Below are 21,560 nucleotides of genomic sequence, written 5' to 3' on the forward strand. Positions count from 1 at the left end.
TCAATCCTTCGCCGGAAACCATCAATCTACTTCAGTCTGAAACAAATATCACTCACGCCATGGGCGGCAACCGGCGCTTGACCGGGGTTTTCTTGACGATCGCCGTATTGGTTTCAGCGTGGGTGTTGAGTCGGTCGAGCAGGGTGTCCAGTTGTTCCATCGAGCGCACATGCAGGCGCGCGATGAAACAGTCGTCGCCGGTGACCTTGTCGCACTCGGTGAATTCGGGAATGGCCATGATTTGCCGCTCCACTTCCTGCAATTGCCCCGGCAACGGGCGAATACGCACGATGGCCTGGAGTTGATAGCCGAAGCTTTTCGGGTCGATTTCAACGGTGTAGCCCTTGAGTACGCCTCGCTCTTCCAGGCGGCGCAGACGCTCGGCAACACTGGGGGAAGACAGGCCGCTGATTTGCGCCAGGGCCTTGAGCGAGCGTCGCGAGTCCTCCATCAGCGCGGTGATCAGCAGCTGGTCGATGTCATCGGTCATGGCGAAACCCTCTGTTAGGCATTTTTTCAAAAAGGCCTTGATAAAAAAGGCAGATCCCGAGTTTAGCCTGCTTTTTGCTCTGGAGTAGCCCCTGGGTGCATTGGCATACTTTGGCCACAAACACAGGAGTCTGATGATGGACAAAACCCTACGCCGCGGTTCGTTCGAAATGACGGCCGCCATGCTGATCTCCGGCACCATCGGCTGGTTCGTGCTGGTGTCCGGGCAACCGGTGCTGGATGTGGTGTTCTGGCGCTGCCTGTTCGGTGCTGGCACCTTGCTGCTCATTTGCGCGGCTTTCGGCTTTCTGCGCCCCGGCATTCTGACCCGCACCACGTTCCTGCTCGCAGTGCTCAGCGGTGTGGCGATCGTCGGCAACTGGGTGCTGTTGTTCGCGTCCTATTCCCGGGCGTCAATTGCCATCGGCACCGCCGTCTATAACGTCCAGCCGTTCATGCTGGTCGGGCTGGCGGCGTTGTTCCTCAACGAAAAGATCACCGCGCAGAAACTGACCTGGCTGGGCGTTTCGTTTCTCGGGATGTTGGCGATTGTTAGTGCCCATGGCAGCCAGGGCGAAAGCGGCAGCGATTACCTGATGGGCATTGCCTTGGCGTTGGGCGCGGCGTTTCTCTACGCAATTGCCGCGTTGATCATCAAGCGCCTGACTGGAACTCCACCGCATTTGATCGCGCTGATCCAGGTCAGCACAGGCGTGCTGTTGCTCGCGCCCTTCGCGAATCTTTCGGTGCTGCCGCAGGCGCCAAGCGCGTGGGCCAGCCTGGTGACGCTGGGTATGGTGCACACCGGCGTGATGTATGTGTTGTTGTACGGCGCGATTCAAAAACTGCCGACGGCGTTGACGGGCGCGCTGTCCTTCATCTACCCGATCGCGGCGATTTTCGTCGACTGGTTTGCCTTCGGTCATCGCCTGGAGCCACTGCAATGGATTGGAGTCGCGGCGATTCTGTTGGCCGCTGCCGGCATGCAACAAGGCTGGTCGCTGAAGTTTCGGCGCACGGTGACGCCTTGAGTGCCAACCAGGAGCGTCAGATGTTCCAGCGCGGTGCGCTCTTGGCCAAGCGCTGGCGCATCTCCCCGACGTTGGCGGCCAGTTGTTGGGTCAGCAAACGATACCCGTCCAGCGTGTTGTAGACCGGCGCATCAAGGCTGACAAGCGGCACATCCACGGGGCGATTGAGCCGCTGGGCGGCGCCTGATTTCAACGCCCGGGCCATGCCGATCAATTGCACGCGAATCTGTCGATGCTCGGCTTTCAATGCCGTTTGCATCAGCGACATCGCCTCGAGGTCATTGGCATCCGGTCGGGTATTGCCGAGGATTTCCAGGGTGCGCTGAAGGGCATCGAGTTCGGTCATGGAAATCTTCACTTCCTTGGACACCGAGGGCATCAGTGAGCGAAGTTGCACCATCGCCGCGTTCAGGCGAGTCATGAGCTTGAGGTGTTCGTCGGCGGTGATGGCCTGGCCGTCAATGATGCGCCCGTAGACTTTCGCGCAATCACGCAGCGCATCGGCCAGGTTGTAGCGCCAGGAGTAAACCGCGTACAGCGGCAGGGCAAAGGAAAACGCCAGGGCCAGGGCAATGCCGATCAGGATATCCACCCCGCGCCACAAGCCATCGGTGACCGGATTGTCGCCGTGCCCCGCGACGATGAACACGGTAATCGCCGACAGCAGCGCCGTGTAACCACCCTTGCCGATGGCGTGATACGAGAAAAACCCGCAGACCACCGACATCGCGAAATAGGTCAGCCAGGGCATCCCCAGCCAGGCCTGTTGTGCCACCAACACCAGGCCGACACCGGCGCCGATCAAGGTGCCAATGGCGCGCTCGGCGGCTTTCTTGCCGATGTTGCCGTGGTGCTGCAAGCCGCCTATCACCACCAGCATGGTTACCGACGCCCACTCACCGTGGGGCAGATGGATGCCGGTGGTCAGCAGGATCGTCGCCAGCAACCCGAGCGACACCCGCACCGCATGGATCACCCGGGCATGGCGGTAGCGCCGGTACGGGTCCAGCAACGGACGCAGCAATCGGCGCAGCAGTGGTGGCAGTCGATGGGCCCTGGATGTACTCAGGCTGGCTCTCCTCAGAAGATGTAGTCGGTGGTCAGGAAGCTCGAACTGCGGCCGCTGATGATCTCGCTGATCAGGTCCTTGTTGGTCTCCTGGAACTTGGTCGCCACCAGGGTGCGGATCGAAAACACCCGCAGTGCGTCATGGACCGACAAGGTGCCTTCGGCCGAGTTCTTGCGACCATTGAAGGGATAGGTGTCCGGGCCGCGCTGGCACTGGGCATTGAGGTTGATGCGCCCGACCTGATTGGCGAAGGTGTCCACCAACCGGCCAACCGCCACCGGGTTGGTGCCGAAGATGCTCAATTGCTGGCCAAAGTCCGACTCCAGCACGTAGTCGATCACGGTATCCAGATGACGGTAGGGCACGATGGGGATGACGGGACCGAACTGTTCTTCCTGATAAACCCGCATCTGCGGCGTGACCGGGTACAGCACCGCCGGGTAGAAGAATGACGCACGAGCCTCGCCACCGTTGGGGTTGACTACCTTGGCGCCTTTGCTTTCGGCATCCGCCACCAGTGCATGCAGATAGTCGACCTTGCCCGATTCCGGCAGCGGTGTCAGGGCTACGCCACTTTCCCAGGGCATGCCGGGTTTGAGGTTGGCGAGCCTGGCATTGAATTTGTCGATGAAGGACTCGACCACGTCTTCGTGGACAAACAGGATCTTCAGGGCGGTGCAGCGCTGGCCATTGAATGACAGCGAACCGGTCACCGCTTCACTGACCGCGTTGTCCAGATCCACTTCCGGCAGGACGATGCCCGGATTTTTCGCATCCAGGCCCAGCGCCGCACGCAAGCGGTGGGGTCTCGGATGGAGTTTTTTCAGGTCACTGGCGGCCTTGTTGGTGCCGATGAAGGCAAAGATGTCGATCTTGCCGCTGGCCATCAGTGCGCTGACCGTCTCGCGGCCGCTGCCATAGATGACGTTGATCACCCCGGTCGGAAAGCTGTCGCGGAAGGCCTCCAGCAGCGGGCGAATCAGCAGCACGCCGAGCTTGGCCGGCTTGAACACCACGGTGTTGCCCATGATCAGCGCCGGGATCAGCGTGGTGAAGGTTTCGTTCAACGGATAGTTGTAAGGCCCCATGCACAGGGCCACGCCCATCGGTACGCGACGGATCTGGCCGAGGGTGTCCTGTTCCAGTTCGAAACGGCTGGAGCGGCGATCGAGCTCCTTCAGAGCGTTGATGGTGTCGACGATGTAGTCGCAGGTGCGGTCGAACTCCTTTTCCGAGTCCTTGAGGTTCTTGCCGATTTCCCACATCAGCAACTTGACCACGGCGTCGCGCTGCTCGCGCATGCGCCCGAGGAAGGTTTCGACGTGCTGGATGCGTTCGGCCACGCGCATGGTCGGCCACAGGCCCTGGCCACGGTCGTAGGCACGGACCGCTGCGTCCAGAGCGGTCAAGGCGGTGTCGGCATCCAGCAGCGGCGTGCTGCCGAGGATCACCTGTTCATCGCCATTCGGGCCGGCCAGGTACACCGGGCTGCGGACCAGGGCCAGCGGCCCGTTCCAGGTTCTGAGTTGGCCATCGACCAGGTACTCGCGCTGCTCGGTCTGGCCGTCAAGGCGGTACTTTTCCGGGATCTCGGCGGGGCTTGGGAACAGGTTCTGGAGATTATTGGCTGTGGTCATGTCGCTACCCCTCTGGATTGGCTGATGCACTGGTGAATCGTTTTAGCAGACCTCAGCAACGCTTGTCATGACTCATCTCAGGGTTTTGCCGAACAGCATGATGTCCGGGGATTTATCGGTGCCGAGCGTCATGGCCTCAGAAGCGCCCCTTGTTGGCCCCCAATGCCCTCAACCTGCCCGCGCAGGGTGCCTTAATGTTGACTCTCCTTGATCACAACAAAAAAGTGCACCCGGCTGGCCGGGCAGCCATTGAGAGGACAGCCATGCGGGCAAGCCGATTAACTGAAAAGCCTAGCCTTTGTTTGGCCTTGGTGGGCTGTGTCTTTGCGGCGTTGCTTGCAGGGTGCGGCAAAGAACCGAACAACCCGTCGACCCGCAGCGAAGCAGGTGCCGCGAGGCCCGCCGACGCGGAACTCGCGCAGGTCTACGACAACAGCTGCAAGCTTTGCCATGCCAATCCGGCGGCCGGGGCGCCGCTGACCGGCGATATCAAGGCCTGGCAACCACGGGTATTACAGGGCGCCGACACGCTGCTCGATCACGCGATCAACGGTTACAACGGCATGCCGCCGATGGGGATGTGCATGCAGTGTTCGCAAGAACAGTTCCTGGCGCTGATTGCCTTTATGTCCGGCCAGCAAATCCAATAACAAGAACGGCAGGGTGCGATTCATGACGATGGACCTGACACGGCGTCAGTTGTTGCAACGGGCGAGCGTCATTGGCGCCTTTACCGCGCTCGGCTCAACGTCGGCACTGGCCGAGCTGCTGCGCGCGCCACGCCTGATTCCCTGGCGCAACTGGTCGGGTGGCCAGAGTTGCCTGCCGGCTGTGCGGTTGGCGCCCAAGAACCTGGATGAGTTGACGCAAGTGGTGCGCCAGGCCCCCGGCAAGATTCGTCCGGTGGGCTCGGCGCATTCCTTCAGTGCGCTGGTGCCCACCGACGGCACCTTGCTGTCGCTGAGCTATTTCACGGGTTTGCTCGATCACGATCGGCAAACGCTGCAGGCCGAGTTCGCTGCTGGCACGCCGATGTCACGTATGGGCACGCCGCTCAAGGACATCGGCCAGGCCCTGCAAAACATGGCTGACATCGATTACCAGACCCTTGCCGGCGCGATCTCGACCTCGACCCACGGCACCGGCAAAGACTTTCAATCGTATTCGGCGCATGTCTGCGGCTTGCAGTTGGTGGCCGCCAACGGCGACGTGCTGGACTGCGATGCCAGCCGCCATCCTGAAGTGTTCAGTGCCGCGAGGGTGTCCTTGGGCGCGTTGGGCGTGGCCACCAGGGTACGCCTGCAAAACCGCCCGGCGTATCGATTGCGGGAGCGCCAATGGATCGCTAAAACCGAAGAGCTGCTGGAAGACCTGGACAAGAACACCCGGGAAAACCAGCACTGGGAAATGCTCGTGGTGACCCATTCCGACTACGCCTTGTCGATCGCCTTGAACGAAACCGGCGACCCGGCGACACCACCGGTCCCGGCGGATGAGGAGGGCGGCAACGAGTTTGTCACGCTGATCGAGAAGATCGACAAATACGTCAGCGACTTCCCGGACCTGCGTCGCACGATGCTCAATAACTTGCGCCACCTGGCCAGTTTCGATGACCGGGTGGGTGACTCGTTCGACATCTATGCCAACGTGCGCACGGTACGTTTCAATGAAATGGAATACTCCGTGCCAGCCGAATACGGCCCAGCCTGTTTGCGCGAGATCCTCAAACTGATCCAGGACAAGGACCTGCGCACCTGGTTTCCGATCGAGTACCGTTACGTCAAGGCCGACGACATTCCCCTGAGCATGTTCGAAGGTCGCGACAGCTGTTCGATCTCGGTCCACCAGCATTACCAGATGGATCATCACAACTTCTTCGCCGCCATCGAGCCGATTTTCTGGAAGTACAACGGCCGGCCGCACTGGGGCAAGTTGCACACGCTGAATGCGAAAAACCTGCAGCCGCTGTACCCGCGCTGGCAGGAATTCATCCAGGTGCGGCAGGCGCTCGACCCCAGCGGCAAATTTCTCAACGCGCACTTGTCATCCATTCTGGGGGTGAGCTGATGGCCGTCAATCGCCGCAATTTCTTGCTCGGCACCGCCGGTGTCGGCGCCTTGTTGGTGGGTGTCGGGGCGTGGCTGCGGCCGGGTGACCGAGGCGCGCCGTACAGCGATTACTTCCTTGCGCTGAACCGCGAACTCAAGGACCACGGCCCGATGCGACCGGTGATGCTGATCGACCTTGATCGGCTGGATCACAACATCGATGTGGTGATGCAATCGGTCAAGCGCGCCGGCAAGCACCTGCGCCTGGTGGAAAAATCACTGCCGGCACCGGGGCTTCTGGCCTACATCGCCCAGCGCGCCGGTACGCAACGGCTGATGTCGTTTCACCAACCGTTTCTCAATCATGACGCGGTGCAGTTTGCCGAGGCCGATATTCTGCTGGGCAAGCCGCTGCCGGTGCGTTCGGCCGAGTTGTTCTATCAGTCGCACAAGGGACCTTTCGACCCTTCGAAGCAATTGCAATGGTTACTCGATACGCCGCAACGCTTGCAGCAATACCTCGCCCTGGCTCAAGGGCTGGGCACGCGAGTACGGGTGAACATCGAACTGGATGTCGGGCTGCATCGCGGTGGCGTCAGTGACCTTGGCGTACTCGGGCAGATGCTGGCGCTGATCAGCCAGCACCCGCAGCACCTGGAATTCGCCGGGTACATGGGTTACGACCCGTTCGTGGGCATGGGCGTGCCGGGGATCCTGGGCTCGCCCGAGGAGCTGTTCGCCAAGGTGATGGTGATCTACAACCGCTTCGTCGATTTCACCCGTCAGCACTACCCCGGTCTGTGGCGCGAAGGGTTGACCCTCAATACGGCCGGCAGCCCGAGCTATCGCATGCATGAACACGAACAGCTCAGCAGCGAAGTGTCGGTGGGGACGGGGCTGCTCAAGCCCACTCATTATGATTTGCCGTCACTGGCGGAGCATGTGCCCGCCGCTTTTATCGCCACGCCGGTGCTGAAAAGCACCGGGGCTGTAAACATCCCGGCGCTGGATGGCAAGTCCAGGCTGTTTTCCTGGTGGGACACCAATCAGCGCGAGACGTATTTCATCTATGGCGGTAACTGGATGGCGGAGTTCGAATCGCCAGCGGGGTTGCAGAGCAATGGCGTGTATGGCCGCAGCTCGAACCAGGAAATGGTCAATGGTTCGGCGGCGGCGGGGCTGACGGTGGAGGACCAGGTGTTCTTGCGGCCTGCCCAGACGGAGTCGGTGTTGTTGCAGTTCGGGGATTTGCTGGCGGTTCGGGGTGGGCGGATTGTGGATAGCTGGCCGGTGTATTCCTGAAGTTTTTCAGTGTTTGTTCCGCCGTCATCGCGAGCAAGCTCGCTCCCACAATTTGGAATGCATTTCCCAGTTGGAATGCATCCCCCCCTGTGGGAGCGAGCTTGCTCGCGATGGCGTCAGTTCAGTCAAAACGCATACGGAATGCTGACCTTGGCCCAAAGCATTTCCCCTTCAGGCCGGTTTTCCACGTCGAACTCCTTGGCCCAGCGAATCTCCGCGCTGGCGTATTCGAGAAAGGTCCAGTGCAGCGCTGGACCAATGGCAAACACCTGGCCGCGCACCCCGTCGTTCACGTCCTGGCCATTGAACTGCACGGTGTGGCCGAACTGTTTGTCGTCGGTGGTTTGCTTGAGGTAGTAGCCGTTCAACCCGAGCATCAGGTCGTCGGTGATCTTGAAACTGGCGGAATAATCGAAGTGGAAAATCTGCCCCGACTTGTAGTCGGTGTCCTTGTTTTTCTCGTTGAAACTGTAGGTGGTCTTCATCGACACCTCGGTTCTGTCCGTCGGCAGCCAGGTGAAGGAGAACAACGGTTTGTAGGTGTAGAAGTTGTTGCTGGTGTTGGCCAGGCGGTCAACGCTGTACTCGCCGGTCGGCACGGTGATTTCGATGGCGGCGCCGAGGGTCAGGTTCGGGCCCATGTCCCAGAGGATGATCGGCGCGACCGTGGTGTCGCCCATGCCTTCGCGGGTGTCCTGCAAGCCGAACACCGAGACTTCCTGCTTGAGCCAGGGCTGCGCGATGTAGCCGGCCAGCCGGCCGCCAAACACTCGCACCGGGCTGAGGTAATCCAGGCGCGGAATGACCGCCGTGGACTCGATCTCGACGTTCGGCACCTTGCCGCCGAGCGAGCTGATATTGAGCTTCGTGGCTTTGTAGTGGTTGTAGTAGAGGTTGAACGCAACCATGTTGTCCGGAAGGCTGTCGGGCGAAAGCGGCAACATGAAAAAACCGTCGGTGCCGGTGCCGATGTTGTCCACGCCAGTCTCGGTGGCCAGTGCCGGTTGCAGGGCGCAGACGCCGGCCAGGCCAATGGCCGTCAGGGGGAGTGTCGTGCGGGTCGGGATCATGGGTGTACTCATTATTATTGTTGTCGGGCTGTCCGGCATCCATACGAGGGCCGCCACATAGAAATAAGCTGTCTGTGCCCTGCAAGGCAGGGTATTGGCGGCCATTTAGGGGGACTTCTGCGGACAGTCTTTGAGCCCTGTGCTAACTTCCTTCGACATAACTGGTTACAAAAATAAGAATGCAGCTCGCCCCGGAATGTATAGCCCCATGCAAATGAAAGTGATCGATCCCACCTTTGAACTGGCGCTGGTGTCGCCGTTTCTCCTGCACACCCTGGCCGAAGTCGCCGAGCAAAAAGGCATCCACCCCGAGAGCCTGTGCCGAGGGTTGGGATTTGACTTTGAAGACCTTCAGGACCCGGCACAGCGCATTTCCTATCGCCAGGCCGTGGCCATGATTCAGCGCGCGCTCAAAGTCCTGCCCAATCAGGGGCTGGGCTTGTGGGTCGGCGCGCAGAATGTGCTCGGTACGCTGGGGTTGTTGGGCCATGTATTGTCGCTGTGTAAGACCTTGCGCGATGCCTTTGAGCTGGGCATTCGCCATCAACACACGTCCGGCAGCATTGTCGTGTCGAGCGTGGAGGAGGCGGGTGATCGGGTGTTTGTCGACGTTGAATGCCGCTTGCCGTTCGCCGACGTGCAGTTGTTCGCGGTCGAGGAGTTTTTCGCCAGCCTGCTGGTGTACGGCCGGGCGCTGGTCGGGGCGGATTTCAAGCCGACGGCCGTTGAGTTCGTGCATGCCGCGCCAGACTATCTCAGCGAATATTCGCGCCTGCTGGGGCCGGACGTGCGTTTCGGCTGCCTGCAAAACCGCATGGTGATCGATGCGCATTGGTTGGGCGTTCAGTTGCCCAATCACCATTCCCTGGCCCTGCGCCAGGCCGTGAAACTGCTCGAACTGGAAGCCGCGCAGGTGCACCGGAAAATGGATTTGATCCAGGCGGTGGAACGGGCGATTGCCCGGGACCTGACCGAGGGCAGCCACATCGAGAAAATCGCCGGCGACCTGAACATGAGCAGCCGCACCTTGCGCCGCCGCCTCACCGAGCATGCGCTGACGTTCGAAACGCTGCTGGAACAAGTGCGCCAGGCCCGCACCATGAGCCTGCTGGCCAACCCGGACATGTCCATCGAACGCATCACCGAGGAAGTCGGCTACAGCGACGTGCGCAGCTTTCGCCGGGCTTTCAGGCGCTGGACCGGCAAGAGCCCGAGTGCGTTCCGCAACGAAAGCCCCAGCGTGGTTTGATCTTTTGTGGCGAGGGGGCTTGTGTGGCGAGGGGGCTTGCCCCCGTTGGGTTGCGAAGCAGCCCCAAAACCTGGCGACTCGGTATGACTGAAAATGTAGGGGAGCGCTACGCGCTCCAACGGGGGCAAGCCCCCTCGCCACAGAAACCGCTCGCCACACAAGCCCCCTTTGCCACAGGTTCCTGGCCTCTGACGGCACACAAACCCTCGTACTCCGGTTAAACTCCATGCTCTTTTTCAAGGAGTTCATATGAGTCATTACCAGCCGGGCATTCTCGCCACCCCCGTTCCGCCTCAAGCTCGCCATATGTTCTTCGCCCTCGAATCCGTTGCGGCACTGCCGGCCGCGCTCGACAACTTGATGCAACTGGTGGACGGGAAATCGGCTGTCGTCGGCTTCGGCGAGTCCCTGGTCAAGGCGCTGGATGGGCAGATCGAAGGCCTGCGCACTTTCCCGGCACTGACTGGCGTCGGCGTCGACAATCCGTCGACCCAACACGCGCTCTGGTGCTGGCTGCACGGTGAAGACCGTGGCGAATTGCTCAACCGCAGCAACGCCATCTCGGCGGCACTGGCCCCGGCGTTGCGCCTGGTGCAGATGAACGAAACCTTCCGCCACATGACCGGCCATGACCTGACCGGCTACGAAGATGGCACCGAGAACCCCCACGACGCAGCCGCCGTGACCGCCGCCCTGGTGGGTGAGGGCGCGGACGGCACGGTGGGTGGCAGCTTCGCCGCGATCCAGCAGTGGCAGCATGACTTGAAAGGTTTCCATGGGCTGTCGGCGGATGAAAAAGACAACATCATGGGTCGCCGCTTGAGCGATAACGAAGAGATCGACGACGCGCCGGTTTCCGCCCACGTCAAACGCACCGCCCAGGAAAGCTTTGCGCCTGAAGCCTTCGTGGTACGCCGCTCGATGCCGTGGATCGAAGGTGACCGTGCCGGCCTGATGTTCCTGGCCTTTGGTTTTTCCCTCGACGCCTTCGAAGCCCAACTGCGCCGCATGAGTGGCCTGGAAGACGGCATCACCGACGGTCTGTACCGCATCAGCCGTCCGATCACCGGTGGCTACTACTGGTGCCCGCCGCTCAAGGACGGTCGACTGGACCTGCGCGCATTGCGCGTCGGCTGAGCCGCAAGGAGTACCTATGAACCTGGTGCGCTGGGGCATGATCGGTTGTGGCTGTGTCGCTGAACGCAAAAGCGGGCCGGCCTTCTACAAGGCGCCCGGATCGGCGTTGGTCGCGGTGATGGGCCGGCGCCTGGAAGCCGTCACTGACTACGCCACGCGCCACGGCATCGCTCGGGTCTACACCGATGCGCAGGCGCTGATCAACGATCCCGAGGTCGACGCGGTGTACATCGCCACGCCGCCCGACAGCCATCACGCCTATGCTTTGCAGGTGGCTGCGGCCGGCAAGCATTGCTGCGTGGAAAAACCGATGGCGCTGAATGCCGGGCAAAGCCGTGAAATGCAGCAGGTGTTTGCCGATGCCGGGTTGCACCTGTTCGTGTCCTATTACCGACGTTCGCTGCCACGCTTCCGGCAAGTGCGGCAATGGCTGGAAGAGGGGCGGATCGGCGAGGTCCGGCACCTGAGCTGGACCCTCACCAAAGCCCCGTCGGCAGCGGACCGGAGCGGCACCGATAACTGGCGCACCGACCCGGCAATTGCCGGTGGAGGTTACTTCGCCGATCTTGCCAGCCATGGCCTGGACCTGTTTCAGTACCTTCTCGGCGATATCGTCGAAGTCGCCGGATTCACTGCGCGGCAGGCTGGTTTGTACGCGGCCGAAGATGCCGTCAGCGCCACTTGGCGGTTTGCCAGCGGGGCACTGGGGATGGGCTGCTGGAACTTCGTTGCAGACCGTCGCGAAGACCGGGTCGAAGTGATTGGCAGCAAAGGCCGGATCACCTTTTCAGTGTTCGATGAACACCCGGTCGAACTGCACGCCGACGAGCTGCACGCTGGCGAGCACCTCAGCCTGACCATCGAGCATCACGCACACATTCAGTGGCACCACGTATTGGGCATGAATGCGCATATTCGTGGCGAGGCGCAGCACCCCGCCGTGGCCGAGCAGGCGCTGAAGACCGATTGGGTGATGGACCAGATTCTCAAGCGGCACTGATTTCTCAGATCACACACAATCCCCTGTAGGAGCGAGCCTGCTCGCGATGGTCGTCAACGATAACGCTGGAAGCCTGACACCCCACGGCGTTCTCGGGTTTATCGCGAGCAGGCTCGCTCCTACAGTTTTGGATTGCGTTGTGCATCTAACCTTATGCGCATTCGGTATTTCTCAACCCTGTCATAACTTATCTAAGATCACGTCATAACTCGTTATAACAAGTGATCTGCCATGACCGATAACGTTCTATCCCTGAGCAGCGTCCCGTTGCACACCCAGCTGCGAGATGTTCTGCGCGCCCGCATCCTCGACGGCGAATACCCGCAAGACAGCCAGATGCCTTCAGAAAGCGAGCTTGGCGCGTTGTTCAAGGTCAGCCGCATCACCGTGCGTCAGGCTTTGGGCGACCTGCAAAAGGAAGGGCTGATCTTCAAGATCCACGGCAAGGGCACTTTCGTCGCCAAGCCGAAAACTTTCCAGAACGTCAGCACCCTGCAAGGCCTGGCCGAGTCCATGACCGATCGCGGCTATGAGGTGATCAACCGCCTGCGCAGCTTCAAATTCATTGCCGCCGACAAGCTCGTGGCCGAGCGTTTGCAGGTCGCCGAAGGCGAGGTCGTGGCGCAGATCAAACGTGTGCGCCTGATCAATCGCGAGCCGGTTTCCCTGGAAATCACTTACCTGCCCAAGGCTATTGGCGAGCGCCTGGAAAAAGCCGACCTGGTCACCCGCGATATTTTCCTGATCCTGGAAAACGACTGCGGCTTGACCCTGGGGCACGCCGACCTGGCCATCGATGCGGTACTGGCCGACAGCGACCTGACCCACGCGCTGAACGTTGAACCTGGCTCGCCGATCATGCACATCGAACGCCTGACCCACGATGTCGACGGTCGGCCGCTGGACTTCGAACACCTTTACTACCGTGGCGATGCCTTCCAGTACCGCCTGCGGATCGACCGGGAAAAAGGGGATCAGGCATGACCCGAAGCACATTGGAGCAGGAATACGACATCGTCGTGATCGGCGGCGGCACCGCCGGCCCCATGGCGGCGATCAAGGCCAAGGAACGCAACCGCGACCTGCGGGTGTTGTTGATCGACAAGGCCAACGTCAAGCGCAGCGGCGCGATCAGCATGGGCATGGACGGCCTGAACAACGCGATCATTCCCGGCCACTCGACACCGGAGCAGTACACCAAGGAAATCACCATCGCCAACGACGGCATCGTCAACCAGGCCGCGGTGTACGCCTATGCCACCCACAGTTTCGAAACGATCGAACAACTGGACCGCTGGGGCGTGAAATTCGAGAAGGACGAAACCGGCGACTACGCGGTGAAAAAGGTCCACCACATGGGCGCTTATGTGTTGCCGATGCCGGAAGGGCACGACATCAAGAAAGTCCTCTATCGGCAGTTGAAGCGCGCGCGGGTGAGTATCACCAATCGCCTGGTCTGCACCCGATTGCTGACAGATGAAGAGGGCGCGGTCAACGGCGTGATGGGCTTCGACTGCCGCACGGCGGACTTCCACGTGATCAAGGCCAAGGCGGTGATCCTCGCTTGCGGTGCCGCCGGACGCCTGGGGTTGCCGTCTTCGGGCTACCTCATGGGCACCTACGAAAACCCGACCAATGCCGGCGACGGCTACTCAATGGCCTACCACGCCGGGGCCGAACTGGCGAACCTGGAATGCTTCCAGATCAACCCGCTGATCAAGGATTACAACGGCCCGGCCTGCGCCTACGTCACCGGCCCCTTGGGCGGCTACACCGCCAACAACAAGGGCGAACGCTTCATCGAGTGCGACTACTGGAGCGGGCAGATGATGTGGGAGTTCCATCAGGAACTGGAAAGCGGCAATGGCCCGGTGTTCCTCAAGCTCGATCATCTGGCCGAGGAAACCATCCAGAACATCGAAGAGATCCTGCACAGCAACGAGCGTCCGAGTCGCGGCCAGTTCCACGCCAATCGCGGCACCGACTACCGCACGCAGATGGTCGAGATGCACATCTCGGAAATCGGTTTTTGCAGCGGGCATTCGGCGTCGGGGGTGTGGGTCAACGAGAAGGCCGAGACCTCGGTCAAGGGCTTGTACTCGGCGGGAGACATGGCTGCGGTGCCGCACAACTACATGCTCGGTGCGTTTACCTATGGGTGGTTCGCTGGCCACAACGCAGCGGATTTTGTCGCCGGGCGCGAGTTTTCAGCGCTGGATGCCCGGCAGATCGAAACCGAAAAACAACGGGTCTACGCACCGCTGGAGCGTGAGCACGGCCTGCCGCCAGCCCAGGTCGAATACAAGCTGCGGCGCTTGGTCAACGACTACCTGCAACCGCCGAAAGTGACCAGGAAGATGCAGATCGGCCTGCAGCGCTTCAGCGACATCCAGCGCGATCTCGACCAGATCAAGGCGCACAACGCCCACGAGCTGATGCGCGCCATGGAAGTCAGCATGATCCGCGACTGCGCCGAAATGGCCGCCCGCGCTTCATTGTTCCGCGCCGAAAGCCGCTGGGGGCTTTACCACCATCGCGTCGATCACCCGCAACGCAACGACCGCGACTGGTTCTGCCATTGCCACCTGAAGAAAGACGAAAACGGTTTGATGAGCAGTTTCAAGAAAGCCGTCGAGCCTTACATCATCCCGCTCGATGCCGACGAGATGCAGGCCTACGACCGGCTGCGGGTCGGCGCGGATGCCGCCTGAGCATCACTCAAGAGAGACCGTGAAATGGCCTATCAAGCCCAGGAAATTTTCTTCCGTTCCAACGCCCCCGTCACCGTCGACGAGGACAAATGCATCGCCCACAAAGGCTGCACCGTGTGCGTCGACGTCTGCCCGATGGACCTGCTGGCGATCAACCCGGCCACGCAAAAGGCCTACATGGCGTTCGACGAATGCTGGTACTGCATGCCCTGTGAAAAGGACTGTCCGACGGGTGCGGTGAAAGTCGAAATCCCGTACCTGCTGCGCTGAAATACTGTCCCTGTGGGATCGAGGCCAGTCGCAAGTCCTGCATACACCAGAAAAACCTGTGGGAGCGAGCTTGCTCGCGATGAGGCCAGCTCGAACAACCCAAAACGCCATCCGGCACCACCGGACGCCTGATTCAAGACACCCCTCGTTTCCCACCGCGCCCTGATCGTGGCGGAGACGAACATCCTATAAATGATTCGAGGGGAAACACTCATGATGTTGCGTGCAGCTTTGGCCGGTCTGGTACTGGCTTCATTCACCCTGTCGGCCTCGGCCGAAACCATCCGCATTGCCATCGGTACCCAGGACACCACCATCAACTGCGCCGCCGGCGGATTGTTGATTCGCGAACTTGGGCTGCTGGACAAATACCTGCCCCACGATGGCCCCTACAAGGACGCCCAATACGAGGTGCAGTGGAAAAACTTCACCAGCGGCGCCCCCCTGACCAACGAAATGGTGGCCGGCAAACTCGACTTCGGCGCCATGGCCGACTTCCCCGGCGCGTTCAACGGCGTGGCGTTCGAAACGGCGGGCAAGCACAGCCTGTTTATCAGCGTGCTGTCGGGCAGCATCAAGGGCAGTGGCAACGGCATCGTGGTGCCAAGCGCATCGGGTGTGCAGTCCCTGGCAGAGCTGAAGGGCAAGACCATTTCCGTGCCGTTCGCTTCCACCGCCCATGGCATGCTGCTGCGCGCCGTCGCGGCCCAGGGCTGGGATCCGCTCAAGGATGTGAACATCATCGCCCAGCCGCCGGAAGTCGCCGGCTCCGCATTGCAGGCCGGCAAGATCGATGCTCACGCTGACTTCGTGCCCTTCGCCGAACTGTTCCCCAGCCGCGGTTTCGCCCGCAAGATTTATGACGGTTCCCAGGCCAACGCGCCGACCTTCCATGGCGCGCTGGTCGATCAGGCCTATGCGAAAAAGTACCCGGAAATCGTCGTCGCTTACCTGCGGGCGAGTATCGAAGCCAACCAGCTGCTGGCGGCTGAGCCGGAGAAATACAGCGAGTTGATCGCCAAGGTCACCGGGGTCGATGCCGAGGTCAATTATCTGTTCCATGGCCCACTCGGTGTGCAGACCCGCGACCTGAGCTGGAAGCCGGAATACCGTCAGGCCGTGGGCACCGCCATCGATACCCTCAAGTTGTTGAAGAAGGCCGATCGCGGTCTGGATCTCAACACCTTCATTGACGACCAATACATCCGCGCCGCCTTCAAGGCCTCGAACCTGGACTACAGCGCGCAACTGGCCAGTTACGGGCAGGCGCCGCTCAAGGCCGTCGATGCCGCCAGCGGCCAAACCATCACCGACTTCAGCCACGTGGCGGAAATCTGGGTGCGCGGCGAGCCGAAAGTCCGCCAGTACGCCTCGGCGCAAGCGGCGTTTGCCGCGCTGGCCAGCCTCAAGCAGGAAGGCCGGAGCATCCGCGCGGTGTACGCCCAGGCCAGTGACAGCGGGATCAAGCTGCTGGCGGATCAGGCGTGGTTTGCCACCGACGGGAAAGGGCAGCTGAGCGCGTTCCTGCTCAAAGGCCAGGCCCAACAGTTCGCCACGGCGCAGGGCGGCAAGGTCTTTGACTTTACCGATGCCACTGCCCAGGCCGTGGCTGTTCGCTAACAGCCGAAACACTACAGCCCCCTGTAGGAGCGAGCCCGCTCGCGAAAAACGTCCAGACAACGCGATCCGTCAGACAGCGCGCGTAATCGTTGGCGTTCTTCGCGAGCAAGCTCGCTCCTACAGGAGGTGGGTTGAGAGGAATAATTGTGTACCGATCATATTCACGCTGGATCCCCAGAGCCGCATCCTTGCTGCTCTGCCTGCTGTTCTGGCAACTCGCCGCCAGCTACCACTGGAACCTCGGCCTGGTGACCTTCGCCAACGTCCCGACACCCTTGGCGGTCATTGAAGCCGCCCTCGGCCTCGGCGACTCGGGCAAGCTCGCCCAGCACCTGGGCAGCAGCCTCGGCCGGGTGTTCGCCGGTTACCTCGCGGCGCTGATCATTGGCGTGGCCCTGGGCCTGGCCATCGGTCGCTCGAAATGGGCCGAAGATCTCTTGCTGCCGCCCCTGGAAGTGCTGCGCCCGATCCCGGCAGTGGCGTGGATTCCCCTGGCGATCCTGATGTTTCCCTCGTCGGAACTGTCGATGGTGTTCATCACCTTCACCGGCGCATTGTTCCCGATCCTGCTCAACACCGTGCACGGCGTCGAAGGCGTCGATCCACGGCTGATCGCCTCGGCGAAAAGCCTCGGGGCAGGGCGCCGGGCAATCCTGCTGGAGGTCGTTCTTCCGGGCGCTGCGCCTAGCATCATCACCGGCCTGGCCATCGGCATGGGCACCTCGTGGTTCTGCCTGGTGACGGCGGAAATGATCTCCGGCCAGTTCGGCATCGGCTATTACACCTGGGAGTCCTACACCATCCAGAACTACGCCGACATCGTCGTCGGCATGTTGCTGATCGGCGTGCTCGGGATGGGCAGCAGCCTGTTGATCAAGCGTCTGGGCGGGCTTTTCACGCCTTGGCATCGACCACGAGGAAAAGCCTGATGAGCGTTTTTCAACACCTGGAAGGGCGTATCGACATTCGCGGGCTGTCAATCAGCCTGGGCGAGGGGGACGCGGCTTTCGAAGCGGTACAGGGCCTCGACTGCCAGATCGAGCCAGGGCAGTTCGTGTGCATTCTCGGGCCGTCCGGTTGCGGCAAGTCCACCTTGCTCGGCGCCCTGGCCGGCCACCTGCAACCGCGCACCGGCACGCTGAAAGTCGATGGCGCAGCAGTGTCGGGCCCATCGCCCCAGCGCGGCATGGTGTTCCAGCAGCACACACTGTTTCCTTGGCGCACGGTGCGTGACAACGTCGCCTTCGGCCTGAAAATGCGTGGCGTCGGCAAGGCCGAACGGCACAAGGCGGCGGATGAAATCCTCGCCCTGGTGGGCCTCGAAGGTTTTGCCGGGCGCTGGCCCGACCAGCTCTCCGGCGGCATGCAGCAACGGGTGGAAATCGCCCGGGTGCTGGTCAACCGTCCGCGCCTGTTGTTGATGGACGAACCCTTTGGCGCCCTCGATGCCCTGACCCGGTTGAACATGCAGGAACTGCTGCTGGATATCTGGACGCGCATCCGCACCACCGTGGTGTTTGTCACCCATGACATCGACGAAGCGCTGTTCCTCGCTGATCGCCTGTTGGTCATGAGCTCGCGCCCCGGGCGAATCATCGAAGACCTGCGCCTGGACTTCCCCAGGCCGCGCAGCACGGAACTGATGACCCGCCCTGAATTCTCGCACCTCAAGCGCCATTGCCTCGAACTCCTGCGGCACGAAGACGGTCGGCAACTGCCGCGCCTGAACCCGCTCGGACTTCCCCCTGAAAACAAACTGCCGCGATTTGCCCTATGACCTCACTATTCGATGTAACCGATAACGACGACATTCTTGCCCTGCAACCGCGCCTGACCGATGACGACCCCGGCGTACGCCGGATCGCGCTGATCGAACTGGCCGATCTCGAGGAGCCGGATGGCCTGCTGTGGTTGATCGATCGACTGGCCGAAGACCCGATTGCCGACGTTCGCGCCGAAGCCGCGCGGTTGCTGGAAGCCTGGGAGGATGAGCCCGTGGTCGAGGCGTTGTGCCAGGCGCTGACGGATCCATCCCCGGCGGTGCAGGCAGCCGCAGCGCAGAGCCTTAGCCTGCTCAAGAGTGAAGCGGCGGGCCGGGTCATTCTGCCGTGGACCGGGCACGCCGACAGCGGCGTACGCATTGCCACATTCAGGGCGTTGCGCGAGTTGCGTTGCCCCGATGCCGCCACGGCGGCTGCCGCTGCATTGGACGATGAAAGCGCCAGCGTGCGCCGCGAGGCGGTGGGCGTGCTCGGCTGGCTCAAGCAACTCGATGCCTTGCCGGCCCTGGCGCGGTTGGCCAGCGCTGACCCGGACACTGAAGTTCGGCGTGCCGCCACCGGGGCGTTGGGCCTGGCGTCTGACGCGCAGGTGCTGCCGGCCCTGCGCCAGGCCTTGCGCGACGCTGCCTGGCAAGTCCGCGAAGAAGCCGCCACCACCCTGGGCAAGGTCGGCCACCTCGACGCCGGCCCGGCCCTGATCGACGCCTTGGGCGACGATTACTGGCAAGTGCGTCTGCGCGCCACCCGCAGTCTCGGTCGCTTGCGTTATGGACCGGCGCTCGATGCGTTGATCGACACCCTCGGCCACCGCATCAGCAACCTGCGCAAGGAAGCCGCCCTGGCCCTCGGCGAATTGAACGACCCACGGGCCATAGCGGCATTGCAGGCCGCGCAGGACGACGGCGACCCGGAAGTGCGCAAGGCCGTGCGCATTGCCTTGAGTCAACTGCAATGAATCCGCTGGCGGTGGGTAATTCACGGAGCAGACAACAACTGCGCCTGAGTTGGCCGGATGGCCGCGAACAGTGGCTGGACCACGCCGAACTGCGCCGGCAGTGCCCGTGTTCGCAGTGCCGGGCGTTTCGTATGCGGGGGCTGACGCCGATGGTTGATGGGCGGGTTCGGGTTGTTGAATTGCACTCGCAGGGGTATGGACTGCAACTGGTGTTCAGCGATGGGCATGAGCGGGGGATTTATCCGTGGGCTTATCTCTCCAGCCTTACCGACTGAATCAAATTTCACTCATCATCGGGACCTGTCGCAGTCTGTGACAGCTCCCCTCGTGTGCGCTTCCGTTGCTTATGTTGCGAATACAGGTTCAGTAACTGCTCGGATAAACGCATCGTCCACTGTCTTTACTCCATACCGATTCATAAACTCACTACCATTGGCAAAGCGATTGAAGCGTTGCTGGCTAATCATATAAAAATAATCGCAATGATTAATTACCTCATCAACATTGTGCGAGGAAACAAGAATAGCGGTGCCTTCCCTGGCGGCACCCTGAAGACATTGCCAAATATAGTGACGAAACTCTGGATCTACACCGGCAGTAGGCTCGTCAAGAATCACGAAGTCTGCAGAAATTGAAAGAAGAGAGAGAGTAAAGAACCAGCGTGTCTCTCCGTAGCTGCATAACGATGATTTTTTGTTCCATATGTCTTGGTATCGGTTAACTATCGCAGGGCTCCATGCACTTAGTTTTTTTAAGGTTTTATCTTGTGTCATGGGCTCGTTTGATGACAGCGCAGTCACCATTTTAAAAATGTCGCGCATTCGCAGCGGTGGGGGAGTGGTGATGATTTGAGAAAGGTATAAAAAGTGACTGAAGTCGTTTTTTATGAAACCGGACTTTGCTTTTTTAAGGTCACAGACGATATCGAAAAAAGTTGTTTTTCCAGAACCATTGGGTCCCAGAATGCCGACAATGTCGCCTTGAGCAACCTCAAGAGATGCCTGGGTTAAGAGGGGGTTGTCTGAATAGGAAAAGTCAATGCTCTGCGCCGCGAATTTTTTCATCAGTATCGGCTCCATACGGGATTGATTCTTAGGTGTTTGAAGGTTTTGTGCAGTACTGAAATAAATAAAAGAACTATTGCAATTGTAATGGATTTGTTGGGTTCAAGACCTTCTTCCATTATCTGGCTAGCAAGTGTTAGTGGGTTTGCGAGGTTCAAAGCGTCGGTAATGTGGTTTGATCTGCTAGCACTCATTACTCCGAGGATCAACATGCAGAACGAAAAAATGGAAAGCAAAGTGTTAGAGTTCTGAAAATTGATCGGTAGCAATGAGAATGCAGCCCCGAGAGCGCAAAACATCAAAAAACAGATGTAAAAGCGTAGTGCGATATTCAGTAGTTCATTCAGGTCGTAGTTTCCAAATGGAAACTTGGTCGTTAAGTAAAAGGTTGTGCAATAAGATATCGATATTAGCGAGTAGGCAATGAAGTGCGATAAAAGGAAAATCAGTTTTGATTCCTTGGAGTAAATAAATGATCGAGTGAATCCACTTTCCCTTCTTCCGATTATATAAAAGGCGAATCCGAATAATGCGACGCTTGAAGAGATGTAGGCATAAAACCATGCTGAAGTAGTAATGTAATTGCTGGAAAAATAATTTGGATCCTGTCTGGTTGTTGCAAAAAAATAGAACATCGCACAAGGTGATATCATGATCCAGAAAAAGGCAATGGGTTCTTTCAATTGTTCTTTTATGAATATGGAGGTTAGGGAAAAAACTCTGGGTAAGATATTTTTAGTCATTGGGTTGTGCTTTTCAGGATTGTTGTTTTTTATTTTGCTTTTATTTGTGGAGTTGCCGATTGGTATTAAGTGGTGCTGCAAGGATTAGTTGATTTTGCTGTTGGACGCAAGCGAGAGAATTTTGTGTTGTAGGGGGATTCCTGCATGCTTTTAAGATGCGTCCTACATGATGTTAGGAATCTTAGTGGCTTGGTTTTGTTTTAGTGTGGATAGTCTCTAGTGTGGAACTGTGGAATTCCTTTTTGAATCTGTATTTTAGTTTTCGGCAAGCAGAAATGATCCTGCTATGTTGAGTAGAATATTTCTGTAGGAATAAATGTGCGTTTTGTACTTTTTTTATTGATTTTTATTTTCTTCAGGTGCTTATTTTTTTAGAAAGGCGAC

At 59.8% G+C, this 21,560-nt stretch carries 21 protein-coding genes; 15 read left to right on the top strand and 6 right to left on the bottom strand.

Annotated features, from left to right (window positions below; all coding sequences use genetic code 11):
- Positions 1-52: 52 nt before the first annotated feature.
- Positions 53-490 carry an Lrp/AsnC family transcriptional regulator gene (locus PSJE_RS00860; protein ID WP_090455719.1) on the bottom strand — a complete coding sequence of 146 codons (438 nt, stop codon included), beginning with the start codon at positions 488-490 and terminating at the stop codon, positions 53-55.
- Positions 491-626: 136 nt separating this feature from the next.
- Here PSJE_RS00860 and PSJE_RS00865 point away from each other — a divergent pair, with 136 nt between their 5' ends.
- The gene (locus PSJE_RS00865; protein WP_056724342.1) at positions 627-1,520 is read left to right on the top strand and encodes a DMT family transporter; all 894 of its coding nucleotides are present in this window, start codon (positions 627-629) and stop codon (positions 1,518-1,520) included.
- 16 nt (positions 1,521-1,536) lie between these two features.
- Here PSJE_RS00865 and PSJE_RS00870 read toward each other — a convergent pair whose 3' ends face one another.
- Together PSJE_RS00870 and PSJE_RS00875 are read right to left on the bottom strand one after the other, a co-directional pair.
- The gene (locus PSJE_RS00870; protein WP_191622261.1) at positions 1,537-2,553 is read right to left on the bottom strand and encodes an FUSC family protein; all 1,017 of its coding nucleotides are present in this window, start codon (positions 2,551-2,553) and stop codon (positions 1,537-1,539) included.
- A gap of 47 nt (positions 2,554-2,600) precedes the next feature.
- Complete coding sequence (locus PSJE_RS00875) at positions 2,601-4,226, bottom strand: NADP-dependent glyceraldehyde-3-phosphate dehydrogenase (protein WP_090455715.1); 1,626 nt, start codon at positions 4,224-4,226, stop codon at positions 2,601-2,603.
- 263 nt (positions 4,227-4,489) lie between these two features.
- On the opposite strand from PSJE_RS00875, the gene PSJE_RS00880 reads away from it, so the two are divergent.
- The 3 genes from PSJE_RS00880 (at position 4,490) to PSJE_RS00890 (ending at position 7,576) form a co-directional block, all read left to right on the top strand.
- The gene (locus PSJE_RS00880; RefSeq protein ID WP_224795458.1) at positions 4,490-4,876 is read left to right on the top strand and encodes a c-type cytochrome; all 387 of its coding nucleotides are present in this window, start codon (positions 4,490-4,492) and stop codon (positions 4,874-4,876) included.
- 22 nt (positions 4,877-4,898) lie between these two features.
- The gene (locus PSJE_RS00885) at positions 4,899-6,293 is read left to right on the top strand and encodes a D-arabinono-1,4-lactone oxidase (RefSeq protein WP_090455713.1); all 1,395 of its coding nucleotides are present in this window, start codon (positions 4,899-4,901) and stop codon (positions 6,291-6,293) included.
- A gap of 74 nt (positions 6,294-6,367) precedes the next feature.
- Positions 6,368-7,576: a DSD1 family PLP-dependent enzyme gene (locus tag PSJE_RS00890; RefSeq protein WP_167362894.1), complete on the top strand. Its 1,209-nt coding sequence runs from the start codon at positions 6,368-6,370 to the stop codon at positions 7,574-7,576.
- A gap of 125 nt (positions 7,577-7,701) precedes the next feature.
- On the opposite strand, the gene PSJE_RS00895 is transcribed toward PSJE_RS00890, so the two are convergent.
- Positions 7,702-8,646 carry a SphA family protein gene (locus PSJE_RS00895; protein ID WP_090455709.1) on the bottom strand — a complete coding sequence of 315 codons (945 nt, stop codon included), beginning with the start codon at positions 8,644-8,646 and terminating at the stop codon, positions 7,702-7,704.
- 208 nt (positions 8,647-8,854) lie between these two features.
- Between PSJE_RS00895 and PSJE_RS00900 the strand changes: the two genes are divergently transcribed.
- The 11 genes from PSJE_RS00900 (at position 8,855) to PSJE_RS00955 (ending at position 19,644) form a co-directional block, all read left to right on the top strand.
- Positions 8,855-9,895: an AraC family transcriptional regulator gene (locus PSJE_RS00900; protein ID WP_090455707.1), complete on the top strand. Its 1,041-nt coding sequence runs from the start codon at positions 8,855-8,857 to the stop codon at positions 9,893-9,895.
- 249 nt (positions 9,896-10,144) lie between these two features.
- The gene (locus PSJE_RS00910; RefSeq protein WP_090455703.1) at positions 10,145-11,032 is read left to right on the top strand and encodes a Dyp-type peroxidase; all 888 of its coding nucleotides are present in this window, start codon (positions 10,145-10,147) and stop codon (positions 11,030-11,032) included.
- 16 nt (positions 11,033-11,048) lie between these two features.
- Positions 11,049-12,032, top strand: coding sequence for a Gfo/Idh/MocA family protein (locus PSJE_RS00915; protein ID WP_090455701.1), 984 nt, complete (start codon positions 11,049-11,051; stop codon positions 12,030-12,032).
- Positions 12,033-12,263: 231 nt separating this feature from the next.
- Positions 12,264-13,016 (top strand): GntR family transcriptional regulator, encoded by a 753-nt coding sequence (locus tag PSJE_RS00920; RefSeq protein WP_090455699.1) that lies wholly within the window; start codon positions 12,264-12,266, stop codon positions 13,014-13,016.
- Positions 13,013-14,743 (top strand): fumarate reductase/succinate dehydrogenase flavoprotein subunit, encoded by a 1,731-nt coding sequence (locus tag PSJE_RS00925; RefSeq protein ID WP_090455697.1) that lies wholly within the window; start codon positions 13,013-13,015, stop codon positions 14,741-14,743. The genes PSJE_RS00920 and PSJE_RS00925 overlap by 4 nt, the downstream gene beginning before the upstream one ends.
- Positions 14,744-14,767: 24 nt before the next feature.
- The gene (locus tag PSJE_RS00930; RefSeq protein WP_008050632.1) at positions 14,768-15,013 is read left to right on the top strand and encodes a 4Fe-4S dicluster domain-containing protein; all 246 of its coding nucleotides are present in this window, start codon (positions 14,768-14,770) and stop codon (positions 15,011-15,013) included.
- 213 nt (positions 15,014-15,226) lie between these two features.
- The gene (locus tag PSJE_RS00935) at positions 15,227-16,633 is read left to right on the top strand and encodes an ABC transporter substrate-binding protein (protein WP_167362869.1); all 1,407 of its coding nucleotides are present in this window, start codon (positions 15,227-15,229) and stop codon (positions 16,631-16,633) included.
- Between the two features lie 146 nt (positions 16,634-16,779).
- Positions 16,780-17,562 carry an ABC transporter permease gene (locus PSJE_RS00940; protein ID WP_090455695.1) on the top strand — a complete coding sequence of 261 codons (783 nt, stop codon included), beginning with the start codon at positions 16,780-16,782 and terminating at the stop codon, positions 17,560-17,562.
- On the top strand, positions 17,562-18,410 hold the full coding sequence (locus PSJE_RS00945; RefSeq protein WP_090455693.1) for an ABC transporter ATP-binding protein: 849 nt from the start codon (positions 17,562-17,564) through the stop codon (positions 18,408-18,410). Before PSJE_RS00940 ends, PSJE_RS00945 begins: the two co-directional genes overlap by 1 nt.
- A complete protein-coding gene (locus PSJE_RS00950; RefSeq protein ID WP_090455691.1) occupies positions 18,407-19,369 on the top strand; it encodes a HEAT repeat domain-containing protein in 963 nt (320 codons plus the stop codon). Before PSJE_RS00945 ends, PSJE_RS00950 begins: the two co-directional genes overlap by 4 nt.
- A complete protein-coding gene (locus tag PSJE_RS00955; protein ID WP_090455689.1) occupies positions 19,366-19,644 on the top strand; it encodes a DUF971 domain-containing protein in 279 nt (92 codons plus the stop codon). The genes PSJE_RS00950 and PSJE_RS00955 overlap by 4 nt, the downstream gene beginning before the upstream one ends.
- A gap of 69 nt (positions 19,645-19,713) precedes the next feature.
- Here the strand turns inward: PSJE_RS00955 and PSJE_RS00960 are convergent, their stop codons facing one another.
- Positions 19,714-20,433, bottom strand: a complete 720-nt coding sequence (locus PSJE_RS00960) for an AAA family ATPase (protein ID WP_090455688.1) — start codon at positions 20,431-20,433, stop codon at positions 19,714-19,716.
- Positions 20,433-21,176, bottom strand: a complete 744-nt coding sequence (locus PSJE_RS31990; protein ID WP_090455687.1) for an ABC transporter permease — start codon at positions 21,174-21,176, stop codon at positions 20,433-20,435. Before PSJE_RS31990 ends, PSJE_RS00960 begins: the two co-directional genes overlap by 1 nt.
- Positions 21,177-21,560 lie beyond the last annotated feature (384 nt).

The sequence above is a fragment of the Pseudomonas jessenii genome (genome assembly GCF_002236115.1).
Taxonomy (GTDB): domain Bacteria; phylum Pseudomonadota; class Gammaproteobacteria; order Pseudomonadales; family Pseudomonadaceae; genus Aquipseudomonas; species Aquipseudomonas jessenii.